General features: G+C 72.2%; 23 protein-coding genes and 2 tRNA genes. 13 read left to right on the forward strand and 12 right to left on the reverse strand.

Annotated elements, in window-relative coordinates; genetic code table 11:
- The first annotated feature begins 40 nt into the window (after window positions 1-40).
- Both ACZ49B_RS00595 and ACZ49B_RS00600 read left to right on the forward strand, forming a co-directional pair.
- Window positions 41-114 (forward strand) — tRNA-Met (locus ACZ49B_RS00595).
- A 229-nt stretch (window positions 115-343) separates the two neighbouring features.
- The gene (locus tag ACZ49B_RS00600; RefSeq protein ID WP_468299069.1) at window positions 344-2,200 is read left to right on the forward strand and encodes a tetratricopeptide repeat protein; all 1,857 of its coding nucleotides are present in this window, start codon (window positions 344-346) and stop codon (window positions 2,198-2,200) included.
- A 96-nt stretch (window positions 2,201-2,296) separates the two neighbouring features.
- Here ACZ49B_RS00600 and ACZ49B_RS00605 read toward each other — a convergent pair whose 3' ends face one another.
- Both ACZ49B_RS00605 and ACZ49B_RS00610 read right to left on the reverse strand, forming a co-directional pair.
- The gene (locus tag ACZ49B_RS00605; RefSeq protein ID WP_468299071.1) at window positions 2,297-3,823 is read right to left on the reverse strand and encodes an FG-GAP-like repeat-containing protein; all 1,527 of its coding nucleotides are present in this window, start codon (window positions 3,821-3,823) and stop codon (window positions 2,297-2,299) included.
- Between the two features lie 109 nt (window positions 3,824-3,932).
- Window positions 3,933-4,601: a hypothetical protein gene (locus ACZ49B_RS00610; protein ID WP_468299073.1), complete on the reverse strand. Its 669-nt coding sequence runs from the start codon at window positions 4,599-4,601 to the stop codon at window positions 3,933-3,935.
- A gap of 105 nt (window positions 4,602-4,706) precedes the next feature.
- Here ACZ49B_RS00610 and ACZ49B_RS00615 point away from each other — a divergent pair.
- Window positions 4,707-4,780: transfer RNA gene (locus ACZ49B_RS00615), tRNA-Met, on the forward strand.
- Between the two features lie 119 nt (window positions 4,781-4,899).
- On the opposite strand, the gene ACZ49B_RS00620 is transcribed toward ACZ49B_RS00615, so the two are convergent.
- Window positions 4,900-5,316: a Fur family transcriptional regulator gene (locus ACZ49B_RS00620; RefSeq protein WP_266663964.1), complete on the reverse strand. Its 417-nt coding sequence runs from the start codon at window positions 5,314-5,316 to the stop codon at window positions 4,900-4,902.
- Window positions 5,317-5,447: 131 nt separating this feature from the next.
- Here ACZ49B_RS00620 and ACZ49B_RS00625 point away from each other — a divergent pair, with 131 nt between their 5' ends.
- A complete protein-coding gene (locus tag ACZ49B_RS00625) occupies window positions 5,448-6,917 on the forward strand; it encodes a catalase (protein WP_468299075.1) in 1,470 nt (489 codons plus the stop codon).
- Between the two features lie 108 nt (window positions 6,918-7,025).
- Here ACZ49B_RS00625 and ACZ49B_RS00630 read toward each other — a convergent pair whose 3' ends face one another.
- Both ACZ49B_RS00630 and hisN read right to left on the reverse strand, forming a co-directional pair.
- Window positions 7,026-7,421, reverse strand: a complete 396-nt coding sequence (locus ACZ49B_RS00630) for a CBS domain-containing protein (RefSeq protein WP_053784601.1) — start codon at window positions 7,419-7,421, stop codon at window positions 7,026-7,028.
- Window positions 7,422-7,611: 190 nt separating this feature from the next.
- Entirely contained in the window at window positions 7,612-8,418 is an 807-nt protein-coding gene (gene hisN, locus ACZ49B_RS00635) for a histidinol-phosphatase (RefSeq protein WP_468299077.1), read from the reverse strand.
- A gap of 150 nt (window positions 8,419-8,568) precedes the next feature.
- On the opposite strand from hisN, the gene ACZ49B_RS00640 reads away from it, so the two are divergent.
- Window positions 8,569-9,141 (forward strand): TetR/AcrR family transcriptional regulator, encoded by a 573-nt coding sequence (locus tag ACZ49B_RS00640; protein WP_468299079.1) that lies wholly within the window; start codon window positions 8,569-8,571, stop codon window positions 9,139-9,141.
- Here ACZ49B_RS00640 and ACZ49B_RS00645 read toward each other — a convergent pair.
- The 4 genes from ACZ49B_RS00645 to ACZ49B_RS00660 form a co-directional block, all read right to left on the reverse strand.
- Window positions 9,107-9,430: a DMT family transporter gene (locus ACZ49B_RS00645; RefSeq protein ID WP_030153546.1), complete on the reverse strand. Its 324-nt coding sequence runs from the start codon at window positions 9,428-9,430 to the stop codon at window positions 9,107-9,109. The genes ACZ49B_RS00640 and ACZ49B_RS00645 overlap by 35 nt on opposite strands.
- A 90-nt stretch (window positions 9,431-9,520) precedes the next feature.
- Window positions 9,521-10,531, reverse strand: a complete 1,011-nt coding sequence (gene rsgA, locus ACZ49B_RS00650; protein WP_053784604.1) for a ribosome small subunit-dependent GTPase A — start codon at window positions 10,529-10,531, stop codon at window positions 9,521-9,523.
- 8 nt (window positions 10,532-10,539) lie between these two features.
- Complete coding sequence (gene aroA, locus ACZ49B_RS00655) at window positions 10,540-11,889, reverse strand: 3-phosphoshikimate 1-carboxyvinyltransferase (protein ID WP_468299082.1); 1,350 nt, start codon at window positions 11,887-11,889, stop codon at window positions 10,540-10,542.
- A 76-nt stretch (window positions 11,890-11,965) separates the two neighbouring features.
- On the reverse strand, window positions 11,966-12,679 hold the full coding sequence (locus tag ACZ49B_RS00660) for a M50 family metallopeptidase (RefSeq protein ID WP_468299084.1): 714 nt from the start codon (window positions 12,677-12,679) through the stop codon (window positions 11,966-11,968).
- A gap of 53 nt (window positions 12,680-12,732) precedes the next feature.
- Here ACZ49B_RS00660 and ACZ49B_RS00665 point away from each other — a divergent pair, with 53 nt between their 5' ends.
- From ACZ49B_RS00665 to def, 8 genes are all read left to right on the forward strand, one after another.
- On the forward strand, window positions 12,733-13,548 hold the full coding sequence (locus ACZ49B_RS00665; RefSeq protein WP_468299086.1) for an SOS response-associated peptidase: 816 nt from the start codon (window positions 12,733-12,735) through the stop codon (window positions 13,546-13,548).
- Between the two features lie 19 nt (window positions 13,549-13,567).
- Entirely contained in the window at window positions 13,568-14,224 is a 657-nt protein-coding gene (locus ACZ49B_RS00670; RefSeq protein WP_468299088.1) for an alpha/beta hydrolase family protein, read from the forward strand.
- Window positions 14,225-14,516: 292 nt separating this feature from the next.
- Window positions 14,517-15,161, forward strand: coding sequence for a sigma-70 family RNA polymerase sigma factor (locus tag ACZ49B_RS00675; RefSeq protein WP_008741505.1), 645 nt, complete (start codon window positions 14,517-14,519; stop codon window positions 15,159-15,161).
- A complete protein-coding gene (rsrA, locus tag ACZ49B_RS00680; RefSeq protein ID WP_053784609.1) occupies window positions 15,158-15,460 on the forward strand; it encodes a mycothiol system anti-sigma-R factor in 303 nt (100 codons plus the stop codon). Before ACZ49B_RS00675 ends, rsrA begins: the two co-directional genes overlap by 4 nt.
- A gap of 177 nt (window positions 15,461-15,637) precedes the next feature.
- The gene (locus ACZ49B_RS00685) at window positions 15,638-17,221 is read left to right on the forward strand and encodes an HD-GYP domain-containing protein (RefSeq protein ID WP_468299090.1); all 1,584 of its coding nucleotides are present in this window, start codon (window positions 15,638-15,640) and stop codon (window positions 17,219-17,221) included.
- Entirely contained in the window at window positions 17,218-18,525 is a 1,308-nt protein-coding gene (locus ACZ49B_RS00690; RefSeq protein WP_468299092.1) for an HD-GYP domain-containing protein, read from the forward strand. Before ACZ49B_RS00685 ends, ACZ49B_RS00690 begins: the two co-directional genes overlap by 4 nt.
- 105 nt (window positions 18,526-18,630) lie before the next feature.
- On the forward strand, window positions 18,631-19,632 hold the full coding sequence (locus tag ACZ49B_RS00695; protein ID WP_053784612.1) for a tetratricopeptide repeat protein: 1,002 nt from the start codon (window positions 18,631-18,633) through the stop codon (window positions 19,630-19,632).
- A 66-nt stretch (window positions 19,633-19,698) separates the two neighbouring features.
- Window positions 19,699-20,334 (forward strand): peptide deformylase, encoded by a 636-nt coding sequence (gene def, locus ACZ49B_RS00700; RefSeq protein WP_468299094.1) that lies wholly within the window; start codon window positions 19,699-19,701, stop codon window positions 20,332-20,334.
- 58 nt (window positions 20,335-20,392) lie between these two features.
- Here the strand turns inward: def and ACZ49B_RS00705 are convergent, their stop codons facing one another.
- The 3 genes from ACZ49B_RS00705 to ACZ49B_RS00715 all read right to left on the reverse strand — a co-directional run bounded on the left by ACZ49B_RS00705 (window position 20,393) and on the right by ACZ49B_RS00715 (window position 22,689).
- Window positions 20,393-21,361 (reverse strand): helix-turn-helix domain-containing protein, encoded by a 969-nt coding sequence (locus ACZ49B_RS00705; RefSeq protein ID WP_468299096.1) that lies wholly within the window; start codon window positions 21,359-21,361, stop codon window positions 20,393-20,395.
- A 183-nt stretch (window positions 21,362-21,544) separates the two neighbouring features.
- Window positions 21,545-21,931, reverse strand: coding sequence for a DUF3703 domain-containing protein (locus tag ACZ49B_RS00710; protein ID WP_468299098.1), 387 nt, complete (start codon window positions 21,929-21,931; stop codon window positions 21,545-21,547).
- Window positions 21,932-21,978: 47 nt separating this feature from the next.
- A complete protein-coding gene (locus ACZ49B_RS00715; protein WP_468299100.1) occupies window positions 21,979-22,689 on the reverse strand; it encodes an AraC family transcriptional regulator in 711 nt (236 codons plus the stop codon).
- Between the last annotated feature and the right edge of the window lie 20 nt (window positions 22,690-22,709).

Raw genomic sequence — 22,709 nt, forward strand, 5'->3', positions numbered from 1 at the left:
AATGGCTCAGTCCCGCGTCGTGATACTGTGGTTTCACCGACGCGGGGTGGAGCAGCTCGGTAGCTCGCTGGGCTCATAACCCAGAGGTCGCAGGTTCAAATCCTGTCCCCGCTACTGAAGATGAAGGCCCGGATCCATGGGATCCGGGCCTTCGTCATGTCCGGGTTCATCACGTCGTTCGCCATGTCCAGGGGGACACGCGGGCGTCATGAGGTAGCTGAGACGGGTGAGTTGGGGCGGGAGCGTGTTTGACTTATCTCTCTGTGGGCATGTCGACAAAACGCTGTAGTGACCTCACAGGCTGCGACATACCAGGTGTACGCGGGTAGCAGGTGATGCGACGATGGGATTTATGGGGGACAGGTCAACTCTGCTGGAGACAGGGCGGTTTGTGAGGGCGGAAGTCGAATCGGGCGCAGAGGCCGACGAGGAGGCTCCGGTCGTTAACGCGCAGACCGCACTGACCGATGCGGATTTCGCGGAAGAAATGTTCGCCGAGACCGACCCGGCGAGCGACACCGAGCTGGAAGCACGGCACCGGGTCGCGGCCGACCGGGGCGACCCGGGCGCGATGAGCGTGCTCGGGGCGCTGCTGCTGCGCCGCGGTGACCTGACCGGCGCCGAGCCGTACCTGCGCGGCGCCACCGCGGAGGGGGACCGCGCCGCGGCCAACAACCTGGGAGTGCTCCTGCTCCAGCGCGGCTACCCCGAGGAGGCCGCCGGCTGGTGGCGGGTCGCCGCCGTCGCCGGATCCGCGCCGGCCGCACACGCACTGGGCCGCCACTTCCGCGAGCGCGGGGACGAGCCCGCCGCCGAGTACTGGCTGCGCCAGGCGGCCGAGTCCGGGCATGCCCTGGGCGCGTACGGGCTGGCCGAACTGCTGGAGCACCGCGGTGACAAGGGCGTCGAGCGCTGGCTGCGCCAGGCGGCCGAGCAGGGGCACCGCGAGGCCGCCTACCGGCTGGCCCGGCACCTGCGCAAGGGCGACCCCGCCGAGGCCGAGCAGTGGTACCGGCAGGCCGCCGCGCGCGGGCACCGGCGGGCCGCGCTGCACCTGGGCGCCCTGCTGGAGGCGCGCGGGGAGCTCAAGGAGGCCGGGCGCTGGTACCTCACCTCCGCCAAGCAGGGCGAGGCACGGGCCGCGTGCGCGCTCGGCTTCCTGCTGCGCGACGCCGGCGACGAGGAGAGCGCCGTCGCGTGGTGGAACCGGGCCGCGCAGGACGGCGACGGGAACGCAGCCAATGCGCTGGGTGCGCTGCACGCCGCGCGCGGGGAGACCCAGACCGCGGAGAAGTGGTACCGGACCGCCATGGACGCGGGCGACCAGAACGGGGCGTACAACCTTGCTTTGCTGTGCGCCGCACAGGAGCGGACCGCGCAGGCCGAGCAGTGGTACCGGCGGGCGGCCTACGCCGGCCACCGGGAGGCGGCCAACGCCCTCGCGATCATGCTGCTGCAGGTCGGCGACGCGGCGGGGGCCGAACCGTGGTTCTCGAAGGCGGCCGAGGCGGGCAGCGTCGATGCCGCGTTCAACCTCGGGATCCTGTTCGCGAGCCGGGACGAGGACCGGACGGCGCTGAAGTGGTACGAGCGGGCCGCGTCGGCGGGCCACACGGACGCGGCGCTCCAGGTCGGCATCGCGCTCGTCCGCGACGGCGAGGACCGGGCGGCCGAGCGGCACCTGCGCTGCGCCGCGGGCGGCGGCAGCGCCGAGGCGGCGTTCCGGCTGGCCGCGCTGCTGGAATCGCTGGCTCCGCCGCCGGAGCCGGTGGCGCTGGGCGAGCCGGTCGGCGGCGCCGAGCGCACCGAGAGCGAGGAGTGGTACGAGCGGGCCGCGGAGCTGGGGCACCGGCGCGCGCAGGTCCGGGTCGGGATGCTGGCCGCTGCGCGGGGCGATCTGGCGGTCGCGGCGCGGTGGTACCGGGAGGCGGCCGAGGCGGGCTCCCGGAACGGGGCGTTCAACCTCGGGCTGCTGCTCGCCCGCGAGGGCAACGAGCCGGAGGCCGCGCTGTGGTGGACCCGGGCCGCGGTGGCCGGGCACGGCCGGGCGGCGCTGCGGCTGGGGCTCCTCGCCGCGCGGCACGGGGACCTGGCGGAGGGGCAGAAGTGGTGCGTCCGGGCCATGGAGCTGGGGCCGGCGGAAGTCTCCGAGCGGGCGGCCAGGCTCCGCGAGGCGCTGGCGGAGGAGCTTTCGGCGTAGGGGCCGCGACCGGGTCCGCCCGGTGGCCCGAACGGCGAACGCCGGGCCGCTCGTCGCGGCCCGGCGTCCGGGTGGGTCGGGTGGCGTCTCGGCTGGTCAGCCGACCGTGCCGAGAGCGGTCCAACCGTTGGACAGGGGGTCACCGCCGTTGAAGGCGTAGACGGTCGCCATGTCGTTGGCACCGGCCACGATGTAGTCGGCGCGGGTGTCGCCGCTGTAGTCGGCGAAGTGCACCTTGTCCTTGTCGCTGGTCAGACCTGACGCGAGCTGACCCGTCCACAGCCAGCCTCCGCGGTTGTCTCCGCCGCGGTTCCAGTAGCCGGAGATGGAGCCGTTCGCGGCGATGACCAGGTAGTCGGCGCGGCCGTCCCCGTCGACGTCGGAGAGCCGGACCCGCGAGCGGTCGGAGGTGGCACCGGTGGTCACCTGCCCGAGGCCCTGCCAGCCGCCGCCGGCGTCCCCGCCGCGGTTCGCGTACACGGTGATGGCGCCGTTGTCGGCGAAGACGGCGTAGTCGGTCTTGCCGTCGCCGTCGAAGTCGCTGAAGCGGACCTTGTCCTGGGTGCTGGTGAGGCCCGAAGCGACCTGTCCGACGGCCTGCCAGCCGCCTCCGCCGTCGCCACCGCGGTTGAGGTAGACGACGATGCTGCCGTTGGGGTTGACGAGCAGGTAGTCGGCCTTGCCGTCGCCGTCCCAGTCCGCGAAGCGGGCGCGGCTGCGGTCGGTGGTGAGACCGGCCGCGACCCGGACGAGGGTCTGCCCGTCGCCGGAGTTCCCGCTCGGGTTCAGCTTGACGTCGACCTGGCCGTTGTCGGCGACGGTGATCCGGTCCTGGCGGCCGTCACCGTCCCAGTCGGCCCAGCGCACCCGGTTGGCACCGCCGGACTCGTTGCCGCCCCGCGGCGTCCGCTTGGTCCAGCCGTCGGTGACTACCTGCTCCAGGGCGCCGTAGTAGGCGTTGGCGAGCTTGACGTGGCCTGAGTCCTGGGGGTGGAGACCGTCGAGCATCTCGTCCGGCAGGGTCATCTTGGGCGGCTCGACGAATCGGAAGTGCTGGCCGGCGGCCTGACGGTTGGCAACCTGTCCTCGTATGACCGAGTTGAAGGCCTTCGTGCGCTCTTCCTGGCCGACGGTGTCGGTCAGCAGACCGAGGACGATGACGGTGACGCCGGGCCGGTTGTACTGGATCCGGTCGATGAGCTCGGAGAGCTTGTTCGCCGCCGCGACCGGGTCGTCGTTGTTCTTCTTGAGGTTGTTGATCCCCAGGTGGAGCAGGACCACGTCCGGACCGGCTGTGGACTGCCACTTGTCGATCTCGGCGCGGATGTCCTCGATCGGCCATCCGCTGTGACCCTCGCTGTCGGGGTCGGCGATGGGGCCGTTTTGCTTCGAGCCGACGAAATCGGGTTTGTACCGGGACTGGCCGGCCATCAGGTCCCACAGAGGTCCGCGGTAGCCGCGCCCGTCGGTGCTGTTCGCGCCCTCGGTGATGGAGTCGCCGAGCGGCATGATCTTCAGGACGGGCGGCTGCGGAGCCGCAGTTGCCGGGGCGGCGCTGATCCCCATGAGGGCAGCCCCGGCGGCGAGCAGGGCGAGGCCGAGTTGAACCCTGGGCTTCTTCACTGGTGTTTTGACTTTCGGTGGAGTGGGTCGAGAGGGCGTTCTCGATAGGGCATGGCGAGACCCGCCTACGAGGTCCTCACGACGGGCAGGCGTAGGTGCGGTTGCGTGATCAGCCGGTGGCGCTGATCTCGACGAGAACGTGACCCGTGTTCTGCCGGGGCCCCTCACCGAAAGTTGCGTACTGGTTCTTGGCCACACTGAGGGTGGCCGACAGGTTCTTGCTGGTGAACACCGCGCTCACCGGCCGCGCCCCCGTGTCGATGGCGAAGACCTGGTCCAGCTCCAGCGTGATCCGCCCGGTGCTGTTGTGGGCGGTGAAGCAGTACATGGAATTCCGCTTAGCCGCGGGATCCGGGTTCGAGTACAGCCGGATCTGCGAAAGGTTGGTTCCGCATTTGTCGAGCGTGATGCCGCCGTTCCCGCTGTTCAGCTTGATGCCGTCCTTGGCGAGGATCGCCGCGGCGTCGGGGTAGGGCCGGTCCTCGTCCGCCGCGGCTGCGGCGCTGCCCGACGGCGCGGGCGAGGGCTGCCCCACCTTGGTCTGCGCGGGCTTGCTCTGTGCGGGCGAAGGCAGCGCGGACGGGGTGGCGGCCACGGGCTGGGCGGCCACGGTCTCGCCGTGCACGTCGGATGTCGCGACGTAGACGCCGCCGGATCCGAGCACGATGACCGCGAGGGCGGCGAGGGCAGGTTGACGCGCGCCAGAAAGCACCGACAGGAGTCCTTTCGAAAATGACTGGTGAAGATCAGGTGCAAAAATTGCGTTGATCTTGATCAATGTCAATCCGATTGTTGGTGACCTCTGTCACCGCCCGTTATGGGCGCTCTACGGGAAGCGGGTTTGCATCTCGCCGAGACCTTCGCGTAAGGTCGTGTTTACCGACGCGGGGTGGAGCAGCTCGGTAGCTCGCTGGGCTCATAACCCAGAGGTCGCAGGTTCAAATCCTGTCCCCGCTACTGAAGGCCGAAGGCCCGGATCCTCTGGATCCGGGCCTTCAGTCGTTTCACGACAGGCTTCACGACAAAAAGACGGGCCCGGGAGCATTGCTCCCGGGCCCGTCTTCGTTCGTCGTTCGTCACGCCCCCGCGCAGGACGGGCACAGGCCCCGGTACGTCACCTCGACCGCCGACACCACGAACCCGAAGCGCTCCGCGTCCGGGAGGTCGGCCAGCGGGTTGCCCGACGGGTGCACGTCGCGGATCGCGCCGCACTGGGCGCAGACCAGGTGCTGGTGGGGCTTGTGGGCGTTCGGGTCGTACCGCTTGGCCCGGCGGTCCGTGGAGACCTCCAGGACCTCGCCGAGGGACACGAGCTCGCCCAGCGTGTTGTAGACGGTGGCGCGCGAGATCTCCGGCAGCTTGTCCACTGCCCTGGCATGCACCTCGTCGGCCGTCAGGTGAACGTGGTCACCGTCGAGCACCTCGGCCACGACGCGCCGCTGTGCGGTCATGCGCCATCCGCGTCCGCGAAGTCGTTCCAGCAGGTCACTCATGGACACCAGCCTAACAGCGAGGGGATTCGGTGTAACTCCCGAACCTGTATGGAGTTGGATCCTTACTTGACTTAGACAAAGTCCATCGTAGGATCGAGTACGGCAAAGGCCATGGACAGGACACGCAGGGAATGACGCAGGAGGCGCACGTGACGCAGGGACCGCTCACCACGGAGGCCGGGGCTCCGGTCGCCGACAACCAGAACAGCGAGACGGCCGGCGTCGGAGGTCCCGTACTGGTCCAGGACCAGCTGCTCCTGGAGAAGCTGGCGCACTTCAACCGCGAGCGCATCCCGGAGCGCGTGGTGCACGCCCGCGGCGCCGGCGCGTACGGCACCTTCACCCTCACCCGTGACGTCTCGCAGTGGACCCGGGCGAAGTTCCTGTCCGAGGTCGGCAAGCAGACCGAGACCTTCCTGCGCTTCTCCACCGTCGCGGGCAACCTCGGTGCGGCCGACGCGGTGCGCGACCCCCGCGGCTGGGCGCTGAAGTTCTACACCGAAGAGGGCAACTACGACCTCGTCGGCAACAACACCCCGGTGTTCTTCATCAAGGACGCCATCAAGTTCCCCGACTTCATCCACACCCAGAAGCGCGACCCGTACACCGGCTCGCAGGAGGCGGACAACGTCTGGGACTTCTGGGGTCTGTCGCCCGAGTCGACCCACCAGGTGACCTGGCTGTTCGGCGACCGCGGCATCCCGGCGTCCTACCGCCACATGAACGGCTACGGCTCGCACACGTACCAGTGGAACAACGAGGCCGGCGAGGTCTTCTGGGTCAAGTACCACTTCAAGACCGACCAGGGCATCAAGAACCTCACCCAGGCCGAGGCCAATGCCCTCGCGGGTGAGGACCCCGACTCGCACCAGCGCGACCTGCGCGAGTCCATCGAGCGCGGCGAGTTCCCGACCTGGACCGTGCAGGTCCAGATCATGCCGGCGGCGGACGCGGCCCACTACCGCTTCAACCCGTTCGACCTCACCAAGGTGTGGCCGCACGAGGACTACCCGCCGGTCGAGATCGGCAAGCTGGAGCTCAACCGCAACCCGGAGAACGTCTTCGCCGAGGTCGAGCAGAGCATATTCAGTCCGGCCCACTTCGTTCCCGGCATAGGCCCGTCCCCGGACAAGATGCTCCAGGGCCGTCTCTTCGCGTACGGCGACGCCCACCGCTACCGCGTCGGCATCAACGCCGACCACCTGCCGGTGAACCGCCCGCACGCCACCGAGGCGCGCACCAACTCCCGAGACGGCTTCCTGTACGACGGCCGCCACAAGGGTGCGAAGAACTACGAGCCGAACAGCTTCGGCGGCCCCTTCCAGACGGACCGTCCGCTGTGGCAGTCCACCGCGGTCACCGGCGGCACGGGCAACCACGCCGCCCCGGTGCACTCCGAGGACAGCGACTTCGTCCAGGCGGGCGACCTCTACCGCCTGATGTCCGAGGACGAGAAGTCCCGTCTCGTCGAGAACCTGTCCGGCTTCATCGCCAAGGTCTCGCGTGACGACATCGCCGAGCGCGCGATCGACAACTTCCGCCAGGCGGACGGTGACTTCGGCAAGCGGCTGGAGGCCGCGGTCCAGGCCCTCCGCGGCTGATTCCCCGCTCGCCGAGAGCTGAAGGGCCGGACCCCGACGGGGTCCGGCCCTCCGGCTTGTGCCGGTCCGTACGGTGCTGCGGACGTACGCGGCTGCGTACGTACGGCGCTACGCCGGTACGGTGCTGCGCCGCGCCGGCACCCAGCAGCGGATGACGTCGCGTACGGACACGATGCCGACGGGCCCGCCGTGCTCCAGCACGATCAGATGGCGGAAGCCGCCGTGGACCATCGCCTCGGCGGCTTCCTGGACGGTTGCCTGCGGGGTGCAGAACACCACGTTGTTGGTGGTGTGCGCACCCACGGACTCGCGGTCGGGATCGTGTCCCGCGCCGATGGAGTTGAGGATGTCGCGTTCGGTCAGGATGCCGATTCCACTGTGGTCGGGATCGAGGACGACGGCTGCGCCGACCCGTCGGCCGGACATCAGGCAGGCCGCCTGCCGGAGGGTGTGGGCGGGTCCGAGGGTGAGGATCACGGTGCTCATGGCGTCGCGGACGAGCATGAAGAGAGCCACCTCCTGGGGAGAGTCCCTCCGCTTGGGTGGGTGCACCCGGTGAAGGTCCGCGCCGAACGGCACGGAACTTAGAGAAGTCCTTCACAAGCGCACAAGCGGATGGATTCTCAGATTCCCATGGACACGGAGGGTCATCAAGAGGGCGCACCCGGTTGTCCGGGCGCAGGGCCCGAACAGCTCAGGCGCGCGGGCGCAGATATCCCAGCATCTCCTCGTGCAACAACCCGTTCGAAGCCGCCGCGTTCCCGCCGTGCACGCCCTCCGCGCCGTCCAGGTCGGTGAACCGGCCGCCCGCCTCCTGGACCACGACCGCGATGGCGGCCATGTCCCACAGGTTCAGCTCCGGCTCGGCGCACAGGTCCAGCGAGCCCTCCGCGACCATCATGTACGGCCAGAAGTCGCCGTAGCCGCGGGTGCGCCAGCACTGCCGGGTCAGATCCAGGAACCCGGCGAGCCGGCCCTGCTCCTCCCAGCCGCTCAGCGAGGAGTACGCGAAGGAGGCGTCGCCCAGGGTGCCCACCTGCGAGACCCCGAGCGGTACGGGGGCACCGCCCAGCGCACCGCCGGCGTACGCGCCCGCGCCCTGCGCCGCCCACCAGCGGCGGCCCAGCGCCGGAGCCGAGACCACGCCGACCACCGGCCGGAAGACCCCGTCGGCGCCCTCCGCCATCAGCGAGATCAGCGTGGCCCAGACGGGCACGCCGCGCACGTAGTTCTTCGTACCGTCGATCGGGTCCACGACCCAGCGGCGCGGGCCGCTGCCCTTGAGGCCGTACTCCTCGCCCAGGATGGCGTCGGCGGGCCGCGCGGCCTCGATCCCGGCCCGGACGATCTCCTCGGCGGCCTTGTCCGCCTCGCTCACCGGGGTCATGTCCGGCTTCGTCTCGACCTTCAGGTCGAGGGCGCGGAAACGCTGCATCGTGGCGGCGTCCGCCGCGTCGGCGAGCTCAAGGGCGAGGCGGAGGTCATCGTCATACTCGGGCATGGCCGAACAGTATCGGGACTCCCCGGACCCGGCGAACGCCGTCCACGGTGCGACCCGCAGGCGCCCTTGACAGGATCTGTCGGTCCGTCAACTCTGGCGGGGAAGCCCAGCGGGTCATCGGAGCGGGGGAAGTGGAGCGGGGAGGCGCGGATGCCGGCAGCCCGGGAGTCCTTGCTGGAAGCGGCGGGAGCGGCGCTGCTGGCGCGCCCCTGGCCGTCCGTGCGGATGGTCGACGTGGCGGCCACCGCCGGAGTGTCCCGGCAGACCCTCTACAACGAGTTCGGCGGCAAGGCGGGCCTGGGCCGGGCCCTGGTGCGCCGCGAGGCCGACTGGTACCTCGAAGGGGTGGACCGGGTCCTGCGGTCCCCGGCCGGGGCCGCAGAGCGCCTCGCCTCGGTCGCGGAGTGGACCGTACGGGCGGCCCGCGCGCGTCCCCTCGTACGGGCCCTGCTGACCGGGTGCTGGGACGGGAACTTACCCGTGCCGCCCGGGCAGGGAGTGCGGCCGGGCGTACCGGCCCAGGGGCCCGGGGAGCTGGCCCGGGCCGTCCGCGACCGGGCATCGGTGGCGCTCACGCCGGGGGAGGGGGCGCAGCGGTGCGAGCTCGCCGTGCGCCTCGCGCTGTCGTACGTGATAGCCCCGGGCGAGGAGCCGGGGCTCGGGGAGCTGATGCGGCTGCTGCGCCTGCTCAGTGAGCCGAACCGGACAGCTGGAGGCCGATGACGCCCAGGATGACCAGCGAGATCGAGACGAGTTTGAGGGTCGAGACCAGGTCGCCGAGGAAGACCATGCCGTAGATGGCGGTCCCGGCGGCCCCGATGCCCGTCCACACCGCGTAGGCCGGGCCCACGTCCAGCTTCTTCAGGGCCAGGGTCAGCAGCCCGAAGCTGCCGAGCGCGAACGCGGCGAAGGCGATGGTCGGCCACAGCCGGGTGAACCCGTGGGACAGCTTGAGGCAGACCGCGAAACCGGTCTCCAGGATTCCGGCGACGACCACCAGCAGCCACGCCATGGCCATGCCTCCCCGCGTCAGGTGACGTCGTGTCACGTGGTGCGATTATGCATTTACCAGACGTGGTACCCGGCAAACCCCGCCGGACGATCAGTCTCCTTCGCGGCGCTCGCGGGTCTGGAGCAGCCGCCGCAGCGAGTACAGGCGCGCCGGATCCGCGTGGCCGTCCTCCACCCACTTGTCGAGCGCGCAGTCCTGCTCGTCGTGGCTGCAGGCCCGCGGGCAGCCCTCCGTACCCGGAACCAGTTCCGGGAAGGCCAGGATCACCCGGGACGGGTCCACGTGGTGCAGGCCGAAGGAGCGCACGCCCGGGGTGTCGATGACCCAGCCGTCGCCGCCCGGCAGCGGCAGCGCCAGCGCCGAGGTGGTGGTGTGCCGGCCGCGGCCGGTCACCGCGTTGACGTGGCCGGTGGCGCGCTGGCGGCCCTCGGCGACCAGCGAGTTCACCAGGGTGGTCTTGCCGACGCCCGAGTGGCCCACGAAGGCGGTGATCCGGCCGTTGAGGCGCTCGCGCACCCGGTCGGCGGCGTCGCCGCTCGCGAGCTCCTCGCGGTTGGTCACCACGTAGTTCAGGCCGAACGTGGAGTAGATCTCCAGGATCTTGTCCGGGGAGGTCAGGTCCGACTTCGTGAGCACCAGCAGCGGCTCCAGCCCGGCGTCGTACGCGGCCACCAGACAGCGGTCGATCATCCGGGGCCGCGGCTCCGGGTCGGCCAGCGCCGTGACGATCGCCAGCTGGTCCGCGTTGGCGACGACCACCCGCTCGTACGGGTCGTCGTCGTCCGCGGTGCGCCGCAGGACGGACTTGCGCTCCTCGATCCGCACGATCCGCGCGAGGGTGTCCTTCTTGCCCGTCAGGTCGCCCACGATCCAGACCCGGTCGCCGACCACCGCCGCCTTGCGGCCCAGCTCGCGGGCCTTCATCGCGGTGATCGAGCGGCCGTCGACCAGGCAGGTCAGCCGACCGCGGTCGACGGTCAGGACGAAGCCCTCGGCCGCGTCCTCGTGCTTGGGCCGGATGGTGGTCCGGGGCCGGTTGCCCTTGGGGTTGGGCCGCTGGCGGATGTCGTCCTCGTCGGTGTGCTTGCCGTACCTGCGCATGACGGGCCCTACGCTCCCGCAACCCGCGGGGCTTCGCCGAGCATGTGAGCCCACATCTTCGGGAAGTCCGGCAGGGTCTTCGCGGTCGTCGCCACGTTCTCGATCTCCACGCCCTCCACCGCCAGGCCGATCACCGCGCCCGCGGTGGCCATCCGGTGGTCGTCGTACGTGTGGAAGACGCCGCCGTGCAGCCGGCGCGGGCGGATGTGCAGGCCGTCCGCGGTCTCGGTGACCTCGCCGCCGAGGCCGTTGATCTCCGCGGTCAGCGCCGCCAGCCGGTCCGTCTCGTGCAGCCGCAGGTGCGCCACCCCGCGCAGGGTGGACGGGGAGTCGGCCAGCGCCGCGACGGCCGCGATGCCGGGGGTCAGTTCACCGACCTCGCTCAGGTCCACGTCGATGCCGTGGATCTTGCCGCTGCCGGTGAAGACCAGGCCCGCGTCGGTCAGCTCGCAGGAGCCGCCCATCTCGGTGAAGATCCGGCGCAGTTCGTCGCCGGGCTGGGTGGTGCGGCGCGGCCAGTCCCGGATCGTGACCGTGCCGCCGGTGATCAGGGCCGCCGCCAGGAACGGCTGCGCGTTCGACAGGTCCGGCTCCACGACCATGTCGCGGCCCAGCAGCGCGCTCGGCGCGACCCGCCACACGTTCGGCTCGCCGCCCGCCTCGGGGGTGTCGACCTGGGCGCCCGCCGCGCGCAGCATCTCCACCGTCATCCGGATGTGCGGCATCGACGGCAGGGCGGTGCCGGTGTGCCGGACCTCGACGCCCTGGTTGAAGCGCGGGCCGGAGAGCAGCAGCGCCGAGACGAACTGCGAGGAGTTGGAGGCGTCGATCTCGACGACGCCGCCCTCCAGGGCCCCGCCGCCCTGGACCGTCAGGGGCAGCGCGCCCCGGCCGTCGTCGTCGATCCGGGCGCCGAGGGTGCGCAGGGCGCTGATGACCTGGCCGAGCGGGCGCTCGTAGGAACGCGGGTCGCCGTCGAAGCGGATGTCGCCGGCGGCCAGCGTGGCGACGGGCGGCAGGAAGCGCATGACCGTGCCCGCGTTGCCGACGTCGACCGTGGCCGGGCCGTGCAGGGCCGCCGGGATGATCCGCCAGGCCTCGCCGCCGGCTCCGTCGCCGGAGCTGGAGGAGGCGGTCTCCTCGATGCCGACGCCCAGCGCGCGCAGCGCGTCCGCCATCAGCTGGGAGTCGCGCGAGCGCAGCGGGCGGCGCACCCAGCCCGGCTCGGCGGCGAGCGCGGCGAGGACGAGGGCGCGGTTGGTGACCGACTTGGACCCGGGCACGGTGACGGTGGCGTGGACGGCGCCGTCGGCGAGCGGAGCGGGCCAGAGGGCGTGGAGCGCGGGGGTCTCGGTCATGGCCCCCACTTTAGTGGCTCCTGCCGAACCCAGATCTTGATCGCGCCGCCGCAGCGGGGCCGGGCAGGGGTCCGTCTCAGAGGTTGAGAAGCCAGCGCCCGCCGCCGATGAGCGAGCACAGCGCGACGGCGTGGAAGAGGAGCAGCCAGGCCACCGGGTGGACGTGGGTGAGCCGCCCCAGCTGGTCCGCGTCGGAATCCGGCGCCCCGCCGTGCCGGCGCTTGGCGCCCAGCTCGAAGACGGGCCGTACGCCGCCCAGCAGCAGGAACCACACCACCAGGTACGCGAAGACCGCCTGGACCTCGGCCGGGGCGAGCCAGGAGACCAGCACGAACGCGGCGCCGGACAGCACCACCGTCAGGGCGCCGTACGCGTTCCGGATCATCACCAGCATCGCCAGCAGCAGCACGGTGGCCGCCCACAGCAGCAGCGTGATCCGGTGGGCCGACAGCAGCGCGGCCCCGCCGAGCCCGAGCAGCGAGGGCGCCGGGTACCCGGCGGCGGCGGTCAGGATCATCCCGGGCCCGGTCGCCTTGCCGACGCTGACGGTGACCCCGCTGGTGTCGGAGTGCAGCCGTATCCCGTCCAGCTTCCGTCCGGTCAGCAGGGCGATCAGCCCGTGGCCGCCCTCGTGGGCGATGGTCACGGCGTTGCGGGACAGCCGCCACAGCGGGCGCGGCCCCACGGCGGCCAGCGCCACCACGCCCGTCGCGATCACCAGCCACAGGGCCGGCGGGGTCTGTATGCCGGTCAGCCGGTCCCACAGGCCGGCGGTCGTGGTGCTGTCCATAGAGTGGCGGACTCCTTGCGGTGGTGTGCGGGTGAGATGGCAGTGTGGCAGCCATGTGCGGAAGGTATGCAGCGAGTCGCAAGCCCGAGGACCTGGTGGAGGCCTTCGGCATCGAGCGGTGGGAGCCGGAGGAGACGCTGGCCCCCGACTGGAACGTGGCGCCGACGAAGGAGGTCCACGTCGTCCTCGACCGTCCTGTGAAGGACGCTCCGGATCCGCGTCCGGTTCGTCAGCTGCGCACCCTGAAGTGGGGGCTCGTCCCCTCCTGGGCGAAGAACCCCGACGGCGCCGCCCGGATGATCAACGCCCGGTCCGAGACGCTGGCCGAGAAGCCGTCCTTCCGCAGGCCCTTCGCACAGCGCCGCTGCATCGTCCCCGCCGACGGGTACTACGAGTGGGTCACCGCCCACGACGAACGGCAGCTCGAGGTCGAGGGCAAGAAGAAGCGGGCCCGCAAGCAGCCCTACTTCGTGCTCCCCGCCGACGGATCCGTCTTCGCGATGGCAGGGATATACGAGTTCTGGCGCGACCCGACCCTCCCCGGCGACCACCCGCAGGCCTGGTGGGCGACCTGCTCGGTGATCACCGCCGAGGCCGAGACCGGGCCGCTGGCCGTGGCCCCCGCCGAGGGCCCGGCCTCGCTCGCCGAGATCCACCCCCGGATGCCGCTGATGCTGACCCCGGACCGCTGGGACGCCTGGCTGGACCCCGCCCGCACCGACACCGACGAACTCCAGGCCCTGCTCGCGCCGCCGCCGGGCGGGCTGATGCGCGCGTACCCGGTGTCCACGGCCGTCAGCAACGTGCGCAACAACGGGCCGGAGCTGCTCGACGAGCTGGCCGCGCCGGAGGAGTGCACGCTGTTCTGACCCGTGCAGGATGGGGTGCATGACCACGCGTACCGAGAGCGTCGACACCCCGGCGGGCGAGGCCCGCATCACCTGGCACCCCGCTCCGGCCCGTACGGCCCGCCTCGTGCTGGCCGTCAGCCACGGCGCCGGCGGCGGGATCGAGGCCCGAGACCTCCGGGCCCTGGCCGCGGCCCTGCCCGCCCAGGGGGTCACCGTGGCGCTGGTCGAGCAGCCGTGGCGGGTCGCCGGGAAGAAGGTGGCCGCCGCGCCCAAGGTGCTCGACGAGGGCTGGCGCGCCCTGTGGCCGGCGCTGGCCGGGCCCGGGCTGCCCGTGGTGGCGGGCGGCCGCAGCGCCGGGGCCCGGGTGGCCTGTCGGACCGCCACCGAGCTGGGGGCGGCCGCGGTGCTCGCCCTCGCGTTCCCGCTGCACCCCCCGGGCCGGCCCGAGAAGTCCCGGGCCGGGGAGCTGACCGGGGCCGGGCGGCCCACCCTGGTCGTCCAGGGCGGCCGGGACCCCTTCGGGCGGCCCGAGGAGTTCCCGCCGCCGACCGCGCAGACGGCGTACGAACTGGTGGAGGTCCCGCACGCCGATCACGGCTTCGCGGTGCCGAAGAAGGCCGGACCGACCCAGGAGGAAACCCTCGAGGTGATCACCGGGGCCGTCGCCGCGTGGCTCGCCGGAATTCCCCTCTGACGTGATCCCGATCACCTTTCGACGCCGGCCCGGCAGAGGCCCCAAACCCCGGGAATGCGCGGCCCCGCCCCTCTGTTGTGCCGGATGTCGGAAACGCACGGGAAATCGTCGGAGGAGAGGGAGCCGCATGACCCAGGTCATCAGCCAGCACCGTCCGCAGGCGGCAGGCCTGGACTGGACGGTCCTGCCCGGGCCCAAGCGCGGCCTGCTTCAGGCGGCGGAAGGCCGGGATGGTCGACTATTCTCCGATTCGAGTGGGTCCGCTTTCGGAGCCGTCACGCAGTCGGAGGAGGTGGGTCCTGTCGCTGGGACCGACGAAGGCCACGCGGAGGAGACAACCCCGGAGCGCAATGCGCGCTTCGAGAGGGACGCCCTCGGCTACCTCGACCAGATGTACTCGGCCGCCCTGCGCATGACGCGCAATCCGGCCGACGCCGAGGACCTGGTCCAGGAGACGTACGCGAAGGCATACGCGTCCTTCCACCAGTTCCGCGAGGGCACCAATCTCAAGGCGTGGCTCTACCGCATTCTGACCAACACGTTCATCAACTCCTACCGCAAGAAGCAGCGTGAACCGCAGCGCAGCGCGGCGGAGGAGATCGAGGACTGGCAGCTCGCGCGCGCCGAGTCGCACATGTCGACGGGGCTGCGTTCCGCCGAATCGCAGGCACTCGACCACCTGCCCGATTCGGATGTGAAGGAAGCGCTCCAGGCCATTCCGGAGGAGTTCCGCATCGCGGTCTATCTTGCCGACGTAGAGGGCTTTGCGTACAAGGAGATCGCGGACATCATGGGTACACCCATCGGTACGGTCATGTCGCGACTGCACCGTGGCCGCCGTCAACTCCGCGGAATGCTGGAGGACTATGCCCGTGAGCGCGGGCTGGTCCCGGCCGGCGCGGGAGAGTCGAACGACCTGAAAGGCTCGGGCTCATGAGCTGCGGAGAGCCGCACGAGACGGAGTGCTCTGAGGTCCTGGACCACCTGTACGAGTTCCTGGACCACGAGATGCCGGACAGCGATTGCACGAAGTTCGAGACGCACTTCGGCGAGTGCAATCCCTGCCTGGAGAAGTACGGCCTCGAGCAGGCCGTGAAGAAGCTGGTGAAGCGCTGCTGCGGTTCGGACGACGTGCCGACCGATCTGCGCTCGAAGGTCATGGGCCGGATCGAGCTGATCCGCTCGGGCCAGGCCGTCCCCGATCACGACGTGACCGCGGATCCCGCCACCGGCTGATCGAACAACTGCCCCTGGAAATCCACTTCGTTCACCCGAAGGTGCTAATCCGGGGGCGCCCGTACGGCGCAATACGAAAATGTGGCCCGCTGCACAAGGGGCCACACCTATTCTCCCCAAACGGTGCCGGTGCGATCCGGCGGTACCGGTGCGCACGGCACAGGGGAGGAGAGCGCCATGCGGGTACTTCCGCCGGCGGCGCGCCCGTGCCCCACGTGGGCCGTCATCCTGTGCGCCGTCCTCGCGGCATTCGCCTGCACCGCCCCGGCCTTCGCCGGTTCCGGCACCCCCTGGCCCGTCGTCGGGCTGCTCACCCTCCTCTACCTGGGCTGCGAACTCGTCAAGCTGTGCCCCCTGCCGGGCAGCCGCAGCCGGGTCCCCGAGGGCATCGGCGCCTTCTTCCCCGTGGTGCTCGCCGCCGTCTTCCTGCTGCCGCCGGCCGCCGCCGCGCTCGTCGCGCTGCCCGGCGGGTTCGCCCAGGCCGTGGTCCAGCGGCCCGCCACGGTGCGCCGGGTGTGGCACGCGGCGCAGCAGGCCACGGCCGCCTGGGCCGCGGGGTGGACGTTCGCCCTGCTGGGCGGGCCGGCCACGCTCGGCGGCCCCTTCGAGGGCTCCTTCGGCGCGGCCTTCGGGGGGTCCGGGCCGCCCGGTGCGGCCGGCCGGCTCGCGGAGTTCCCGTACGCGATGCTCCCCGCGGGGGCCGCGGCCGCCGCCTTCTGCCTCGTACTGACCGCCCTCGACGCGGGCATCCTGGCCGCCGCCGAGGGACGGCCCGCGCGGACCGCGTGGCGCGGACTGCTCACCCTCTCCCTGGCCCCGCACTGCGTGCACGGCCTCGCCGGCCTGATGATGGCCGTCATGTGGCGCAGCCCCTACGGGCTCCCGGCCGCACTGCTCGTCCTGCTGCCGATGTACATCTCCTGCTGGGTCTTCGCCCAGTACCACCGCGAACGGGCCGCCCACCAGGCCACGATCCGGGCGCTCGTCCAGGCCGTCGACCTCAAGGACCGCTACACGCGCGGCCACAGCGAGCGCGTCGGCCAGGCCTCGGCGATGATCGCCCGCGAGCTGGGCATGGCCGAGGACCGGCTCGAGGTCGTCCGGATCGCCGGGATCCTGCACGACGTCGGCAAGCTCGGCGTCCCGACCCGGCTGCTGCGCAAGGACGGGCCGCTGACGCCCGAGGAGCGCCGGGTCATCGAACTGCACCCCGAGTACGGCCACGAGATGGTGCGCGGCATCGGCTTCCTCGGGGAGGCCCGGTCCGCGATCCTGCACCACCACGAGCGGATCGACGGCACCGGCTATCCGTACGGGCTGGCCGGCGAGCAGATCCCGGTGCTGGCCCGGGTGGTGGCGGTGGCCGACGCCTTCGACGCGATGACCTCGACCCGCTCGTACAGCCGGGCCCGGCCGGTGCCGGTGGCCCTGGCCGAGCTCGAGCGGTGCGCGGGGGCGCACTTCGACCCGGCGATGGTGCACGCGCTGGTGGACGCGATCGGCCGGGAAGGCTGGCACCCGGTGGTCACCGCGGACGACGACGTGCAGGTGATCCCGGCCGGGTCCGCTCCCGCTCCCGGCCGTGCGGTGGCGGCCGTTGCCGCAGCCGCCGCCACTCCTGTGGCGGCCGTCCCCGCCGCGGCCGTCCCGGACCCGGGCGGCCCCGGGCTGTCCGGGCTCCCCGCCCAGGGCGCCCGCCTGGGCGTACGGACCGTGGACCCGCGGGCCGGACAGGAACCGGACGGCGGGGGCGGGACATGAGGGGCGCGGTCGTGTGGACGGTGCGCGGGGCCGCCGCGGCGCTGACCCTGGCCGGGCTCGGGCACACCCTCTGGTACGGCGTCGTCGAGCCCGGCACCGCCCTGGCCTTCGGCACCCTGATCGCCTGCGGCGAGCTCGCCCGCCGCGACACGGGCGACACCCGCGACCGCACGGCCGACCGGGACGCGCACGCCGCCCGGGACGCGGCCGAGGACCGCCAGCCCGCACCGCTGGGCTCCGCCGGCGCCCTCGCGTACGCCCTGCTCGGCCCGAACGCCGCCCAGTCCACCCACCACGGGGTGCTCCAGATCGTCGCGGTCGTCGTCGCCGCGGCGCTCGCCGGGATCGTCCCGCACATCGCCCGGGGGCGCGGCCCCGCCGCCGACCACCTGGCCCGCCGGGTCCTCACCGTCGCCTTCGCCGCCGTCTGCTTCCAGCCGCTCTACAACTCCGGACGGCTGGAGCACGGCATCGGGCAGGGCCCGTACCTCGTCCTCTTCCTGCTCTTCCTGCTCGGCCTCACCGCCCTGTGCGACGCCGTGCTCGCCGCCGCGCCGGCCGGCGCCCGCACGGGCCGGCCCTACGGGCCGCTGCTGCGCGACGAGCTGCGCGCCCAGCTCGGCATCGGCTCGGCGATCTGCGCCACCGGGGTCGTCATGGCCCTCGGCGTGGCCGTCGCCGGGCTGTGGGCGCTGCCCGTCCTCTGCGTGCCCCTGCTGCTGACCCAGCTGTCCTTCCACCGGATCACCACGATCCGCACCACCTACCGCCAGACCATCACCTCCTTGGCCCGGGCCACCGAGATCGCCGGCTGTACCCGCCCGGGCCACTCCCGCCGCGTCGCCGCGCTGAGCTGCGCCGTCGGCCGGGAGCTCGGGCTGTCGGAGCGGGAGCTCACCGTGCTGGAATACGCCGCCCTCATGCACGACATCGGCCAGCTGTCCCTCGTCGACCCGGTCCGGGCCGGGGCCACCGCCGGGCTGCCCGCCGCCGAGGCCCGCCGGATCGCCGTGCTCGGCGGGGAGGTCGCCCGGCAGACCGGGGTGCCCGCCGAGGTGGCCGTGGTCGTGGAGCGGCAGGCGGACCCGTACCGGGACCAGCCCGCCCTGGCGCGCATCGTACGGGCGGTCAACGCGTACGACGACCTGCTGGGCGGGACCCTTCACCCGGGTGGCTCACTGGCGGCCCTGGAGCAGCTGCGGCTGGGCACCGGGCGCGACTACCAGCCAGAGGTCGTGGAGTGTCTTGCAAGGGTTCTGGCCAGGGGCGGACGTGACAGAGTCAGTCAAGTCCCACTTGGGTAACCCATGGGTAATGAGCGGCCGTCCGAGTGGGCATGGTTGGATGCCAGTAGGAGTGTCCGTGAGGGTGTCCGCAAGGCTGCACCGTTGGACCGGCAGGCGGGAATCGTGAGGATCTTCGGGAAGGTACGGCATCGGCCCTCCGCTTCGTGGCGGCAGGCCACCGACCGCGCGTTCACGCTGATCGGCGACGGGCGGTACGAGGACGCGGGCGCGCTGCTGACCAGAGCCGCCGACCTGGAGCCCTGGCTGTCCGAGTCCTGGTTCAACCTGGCCCTGCTGCACAAGTTCCGGCACGACTGGGAGCAGGCGCGGGCCGCCGGGCTGCGCGCCGTGGCCCTGCTGGACCGCGAGACCGGCGCCCCGGACTGGTGGAACGTCGGCATCGCCGCGACCGCGCTGCAGGACTGGCCGCTGGCCCGCCGGGCCTGGCAGGCGTACGGGCTGAAGGTGCCCGGGGACGCCGCCGTCGGCGGGAAGAAGAACAGCGGCGAACCGGTCGGCATGGAGCTCGGCAGCGCCGCCGTACGGCTGTCCCCCGAGGGGGAGGCCGAGGTGGTCTGGGGCCGCCGGCTGGACCCGGCCCGCATGGAGGTCCTGTCGATCCCGCTGCCGTCCTCGGGACGCCGCTGGGGCGAGGTCGTCCTGCACGACGGGGTCCCGCACGGCGAGCGGGTCACCGCGGCCGGGCCCTCGTACCCCGTCTTCGACGAGATCGAGCTGTGGGCGCCCTCGCCGGTGCCGACCTGGGTGGTGCTGCTCGAGGCGGCCACCGAGGCGGACCGCGACGCGCTGGAGCAGCTGGCCTCGGACGCCGGCTTCGCCGCAGAGGACTGGTCGTCGTCGGTGCGGCTGCTGTGCCGGACCTGCTCGGAGAGCGTGATGCCGAGCGGCGAGGGCGACGGCGAGCACCTGGACCCGCACGACCACAGCGAACCGGGGCATCCCGGACCGCTCGGGCACCGTACGAACGGTTCCGGCCCGCTGTGGGTGCCGGAACGGGAATGCGGCATCGCGGCGCCGGCCGGACTGGTGCGCGGACTGCTCGACGGCTGGGTCGCGGACAGCCCGGAGACCCGGGAGTGGCGGGATCTCGAGGAAGTCTGCTGACCGGGCACCGTAGGCTGTACCGGCACATTGGTGAACGGGTGGACTTACGGAAGGCGTACGGCGGACATGGCGCAGCAGGAGAACGAGGTCGTCGAGCTTGTGAACGACGGGTACGTCGTGGACACCGAGGACTGTGCGGAGCGCGAGCTCGCCCACCGCGAGCGCGGCACCGCCCGCCCGATCACGGTCGTCGGCAACCCGGTCCTCCACCGCGAGTGCAAGGACGTCACCGAGTTCGGCGACGAACTGGCGCAGCTGATCGACGACATGTTCGCCAGCCAGAAGGCCGCCGAGGGCGTGGGCCTGGCCGCGAACCAGATCGGCGTCGACGCCAAGGTCTTCGTCTACGACTGCCCCGACGACGACGGCGTGCGCCACACCGGCGTCGTGGTCAACCCGAAGCTCGTGGAGCTCCCGGCCGGCTCCCGCGTGCTCGACGACTCCAACGAGGGCTGCCTGTCGGTCCCGACCGCGTACGCCTCGCTGGCCCGCCCGGACTACGCCGAGGTGACCGGCCAGGACGCGCAGGGCAACCCGATCAAGGTGCGCGGCACGGGCTACTTCGCGCGCTGCCTGCAGCACGAGACGGACCACCTGTACGGGTACCTGTACATCGACCGCCTCTCGAAGCGCGACCGCAAGGACGCCCTGCGCCAGATGGAAGAGGGCACCCCGCGCTACGAAACCGTCCCGAACGCCTGAGCGTTCCGAACGCCCGAGCCTTCCGTAGGGCTTGCGTAGGCCTCGGCCTTCCGTACGCCTAAGCCACGGCCCGGGGGCCGCGGAACGTGCGGCGGAAGGCGTTCGGGGTCGTGCCCAGGGCGCGCAGGAAGTGGTGGCGCAGGGCCGCCGCGTTGCCGAAGCCGCTGCGGCCCGCGATCGCGTCGACCGTGTCGTCCGTGGCCTCCAGGAGCTCCTGCGCCAGCAGGACGCGCTGCCGCAGCACCCACTGGTACGGGGTCGTCCCCGTCTCCTGGAGGAAGCGGCGGGCGAAGGTGCGCGGTGACATGTGCGCGCGCTCCGCGAGCTGCTCGACGGTGATCTCCTCGTCCAGGTGGCGGGCCATCCAGCCGATCACCTCGCCCACCGTGTCGCACGACGTGCGCGGCAGCGGCCGCTGGATGAACTGGGCCTGGCCGCCGTCCCGGTGCGGCGGGACCACCATCCGCCGGGCGATGGTGTTGGCCACCTCGGCGCCGTGCTCCTGGCGGACCACGTGCAGGCACGCGTCGATGCCCGAAGCCGTGCCCGCAGCGGTGATCACCGGGCCCTCGTCCACGTACAGCACGTCGGGGTCCACCTTCGCCTTCGGGTAACGCCGGGCCAGGGCCGGCGAGTGCATCCAGTGCGTGGTGCAGCGCCGGCCGTCCAGCAGCCCGGCGGCGCCGAGCACGAAGGCCCCGCTGCACACGCTCAGCACCCGCGCACCCCGGTCGACGGCCCGGCGCAGCGCCTCCAGCAGCGGCTCGGGGTACTCCCGGGTCGCCGCCGCGCGGTCGGCGGGCACGCAGATCAGGTCCGCGCTCTCCAGCCGTTCCAGCCCGTGCGGGACGACGACGTCGAAGTGCCCGTCGCCGGTCCGGGAACGGTGGTCCTCCGCCGCGCACACGGCGAAGTCGTACACCGGCAGCCCCATCTCGCTGCGGTCGATCCCGAAGACCTCGCAGAAGATCCCGAGCTCGAAGGGGGCGACGCCGTTCACGAGGGCCACGGCCACGTTGTTCAGCATGCCCCCAGTGTGGCAGTAATTCGCACTTCCATGACAGTCCTGCCACTGTCCGGTTTTCTGCGCACTGGCGACAGTGGAGTCATGAACACGTTCCTCGACTTCCTCGTCGTCCTCGCCATCGCCGCCCTGCTGCTGGGGCCCGCGCTCTACGGGGCCCTGCGCGACCGCCGCATCGACCGGCAGCTACGCGCGGCCAAGCAGCGTGCGCAGGTCATCCGGGACGGGCATGGGAGTGAGCAGCCCCGCCGCCGTACGCCCCGTGTTTCCGTACGGCACGCGCCCGGTCACTGACCCGGCCCCCGCGACCAGGATCCGCACCACCTGCCCCACCGTCTCCGCCCGGTCCCGGCAGCGCACCGCGAGCCGGAACATGTGCCAGTGCGCACGGGTGTGGGGCCAGGCCCAGGCCTGGGAGATGATGTGGGCCCGCTCCAGGGCGGTCCACATGACGTCGGTGTCGGGCGCGGCGTCACGGGCGCGGCGCAGCTCGGCCTCGAAGGCCTGGCGCACGGCAGGCGGCATGGTCTTCGGCGTGCAGGCGACGATGCATTTCTTCATCATGTTTCGCATGCGTCCACGGTGCGGCCGAGGGCCCCGCCCACGCTTGAACGAACCTGCTACATCCACTGGATGGTGCGGGTGAAGTCCGACGGCGGGATCCCGAACATCCGCCGCCACACCCGGCTGAAATGTGCCCCGTCGGCGAAACCCGCGCCGTGCGCCGCGTCCGTCAGGGAGTGCCCCTGGGAGGCGAGTTCGGCGGCCCGCATCAGCCGCAGCCACAGGACGTACGGGCGGAACGGCAGCCCCAGCTCCGCCCGGAACAGGTGCGCGAGGCGGCTCTCCGACAGACACGCCACCTCGGCCGCCTCGGAGAGCCGTACGTGCTCCCGCCCGGGCAGCCAGGCCAGCACCCGCGCCAGCCCCGGGTGCGGATCCGCACGCGGCAGCGGCCCTCGGGGCAGTACGGAGTCCAGCGCGCAGGCCGCCTCGAAGGGATCGGCGGGCAGCGCATCCGGTACGAGGTCCCCCGCGTCCCCCGCCAGCGCCGCGAGCCGGCGCCCGGTGACGGAGAGCGGGTCGTAGTGCAGTACCACCCCGCGGGGAACCCGGCCCAGCACGGCGTGCCGCACCCCGGACGGGACCACGTACGCCCGGCACCGGAACGGCTCCCCGCCCGGCCCGGCCATCAGCAGCTCGTCCCCGCCCAGTGCGACGATGACCTGCACGGAGTGGTGCGCGTGCGCGGTGGCGGACCCGACGGCGCCCCCGTACACCACGCCCCCCGGCCGCAACCGCGCCCGCCCGGCCCACCCGGTCACGGACACGACGAAGCGCCCCCGCCCAG

The organism is Streptomyces sp. NPDC031132, assembly GCF_055570595.1.

Bases quoted from the DNA above. Each gene is read 5' to 3' on its own strand.
- ACZ49B_RS00600 (WP_468299069.1), top strand. From the start codon at position 344: ATGGGATTTATGGGGGACAGGTCAACTCTGCTGGAGACAGGGCGGTTT.
- ACZ49B_RS00620 (WP_266663964.1), bottom strand. From the start codon at position 5,316: ATGAGTGACCTGCTGGAACGACTTCGCGGACGCGGATGGCGCATGACC.
- ACZ49B_RS00625 (WP_468299075.1), top strand. From the start codon at position 5,448: ATGACGCAGGAGGCGCACGTGACGCAGGGACCGCTCACCACGGAGGCC.
- ACZ49B_RS00630 (WP_053784601.1), bottom strand. From the start codon at position 7,421: ATGCTCGTCCGCGACGCCATGAGCACCGTGATCCTCACCCTCGGACCC.
- hisN (WP_468299077.1), bottom strand. From the start codon at position 8,418: ATGCCCGAGTATGACGATGACCTCCGCCTCGCCCTTGAGCTCGCCGAC.
- ACZ49B_RS00640 (WP_468299079.1), top strand. From the start codon at position 8,569: ATGCCGGCAGCCCGGGAGTCCTTGCTGGAAGCGGCGGGAGCGGCGCTG.
- ACZ49B_RS00645 (WP_030153546.1), bottom strand. From the start codon at position 9,430: ATGGCGTGGCTGCTGGTGGTCGTCGCCGGAATCCTGGAGACCGGTTTC.
- rsgA (WP_053784604.1), bottom strand. From the start codon at position 10,531: ATGCGCAGGTACGGCAAGCACACCGACGAGGACGACATCCGCCAGCGG.
- aroA (WP_468299082.1), bottom strand. From the start codon at position 11,889: ATGACCGAGACCCCCGCGCTCCACGCCCTCTGGCCCGCTCCGCTCGCC.
- ACZ49B_RS00660 (WP_468299084.1), bottom strand. From the start codon at position 12,679: ATGGACAGCACCACGACCGCCGGCCTGTGGGACCGGCTGACCGGCATA.
- ACZ49B_RS00665 (WP_468299086.1), top strand. From the start codon at position 12,733: ATGTGCGGAAGGTATGCAGCGAGTCGCAAGCCCGAGGACCTGGTGGAG.
- ACZ49B_RS00670 (WP_468299088.1), top strand. From the start codon at position 13,568: ATGACCACGCGTACCGAGAGCGTCGACACCCCGGCGGGCGAGGCCCGC.
- rsrA (WP_053784609.1), top strand. From the start codon at position 15,158: ATGAGCTGCGGAGAGCCGCACGAGACGGAGTGCTCTGAGGTCCTGGAC.
- ACZ49B_RS00685 (WP_468299090.1), top strand. From the start codon at position 15,638: ATGCGGGTACTTCCGCCGGCGGCGCGCCCGTGCCCCACGTGGGCCGTC.
- ACZ49B_RS00690 (WP_468299092.1), top strand. From the start codon at position 17,218: ATGAGGGGCGCGGTCGTGTGGACGGTGCGCGGGGCCGCCGCGGCGCTG.
- def (WP_468299094.1), top strand. From the start codon at position 19,699: ATGGCGCAGCAGGAGAACGAGGTCGTCGAGCTTGTGAACGACGGGTAC.
- ACZ49B_RS00705 (WP_468299096.1), bottom strand. From the start codon at position 21,361: ATGCTGAACAACGTGGCCGTGGCCCTCGTGAACGGCGTCGCCCCCTTC.
- ACZ49B_RS00710 (WP_468299098.1), bottom strand. From the start codon at position 21,931: ATGCGAAACATGATGAAGAAATGCATCGTCGCCTGCACGCCGAAGACC.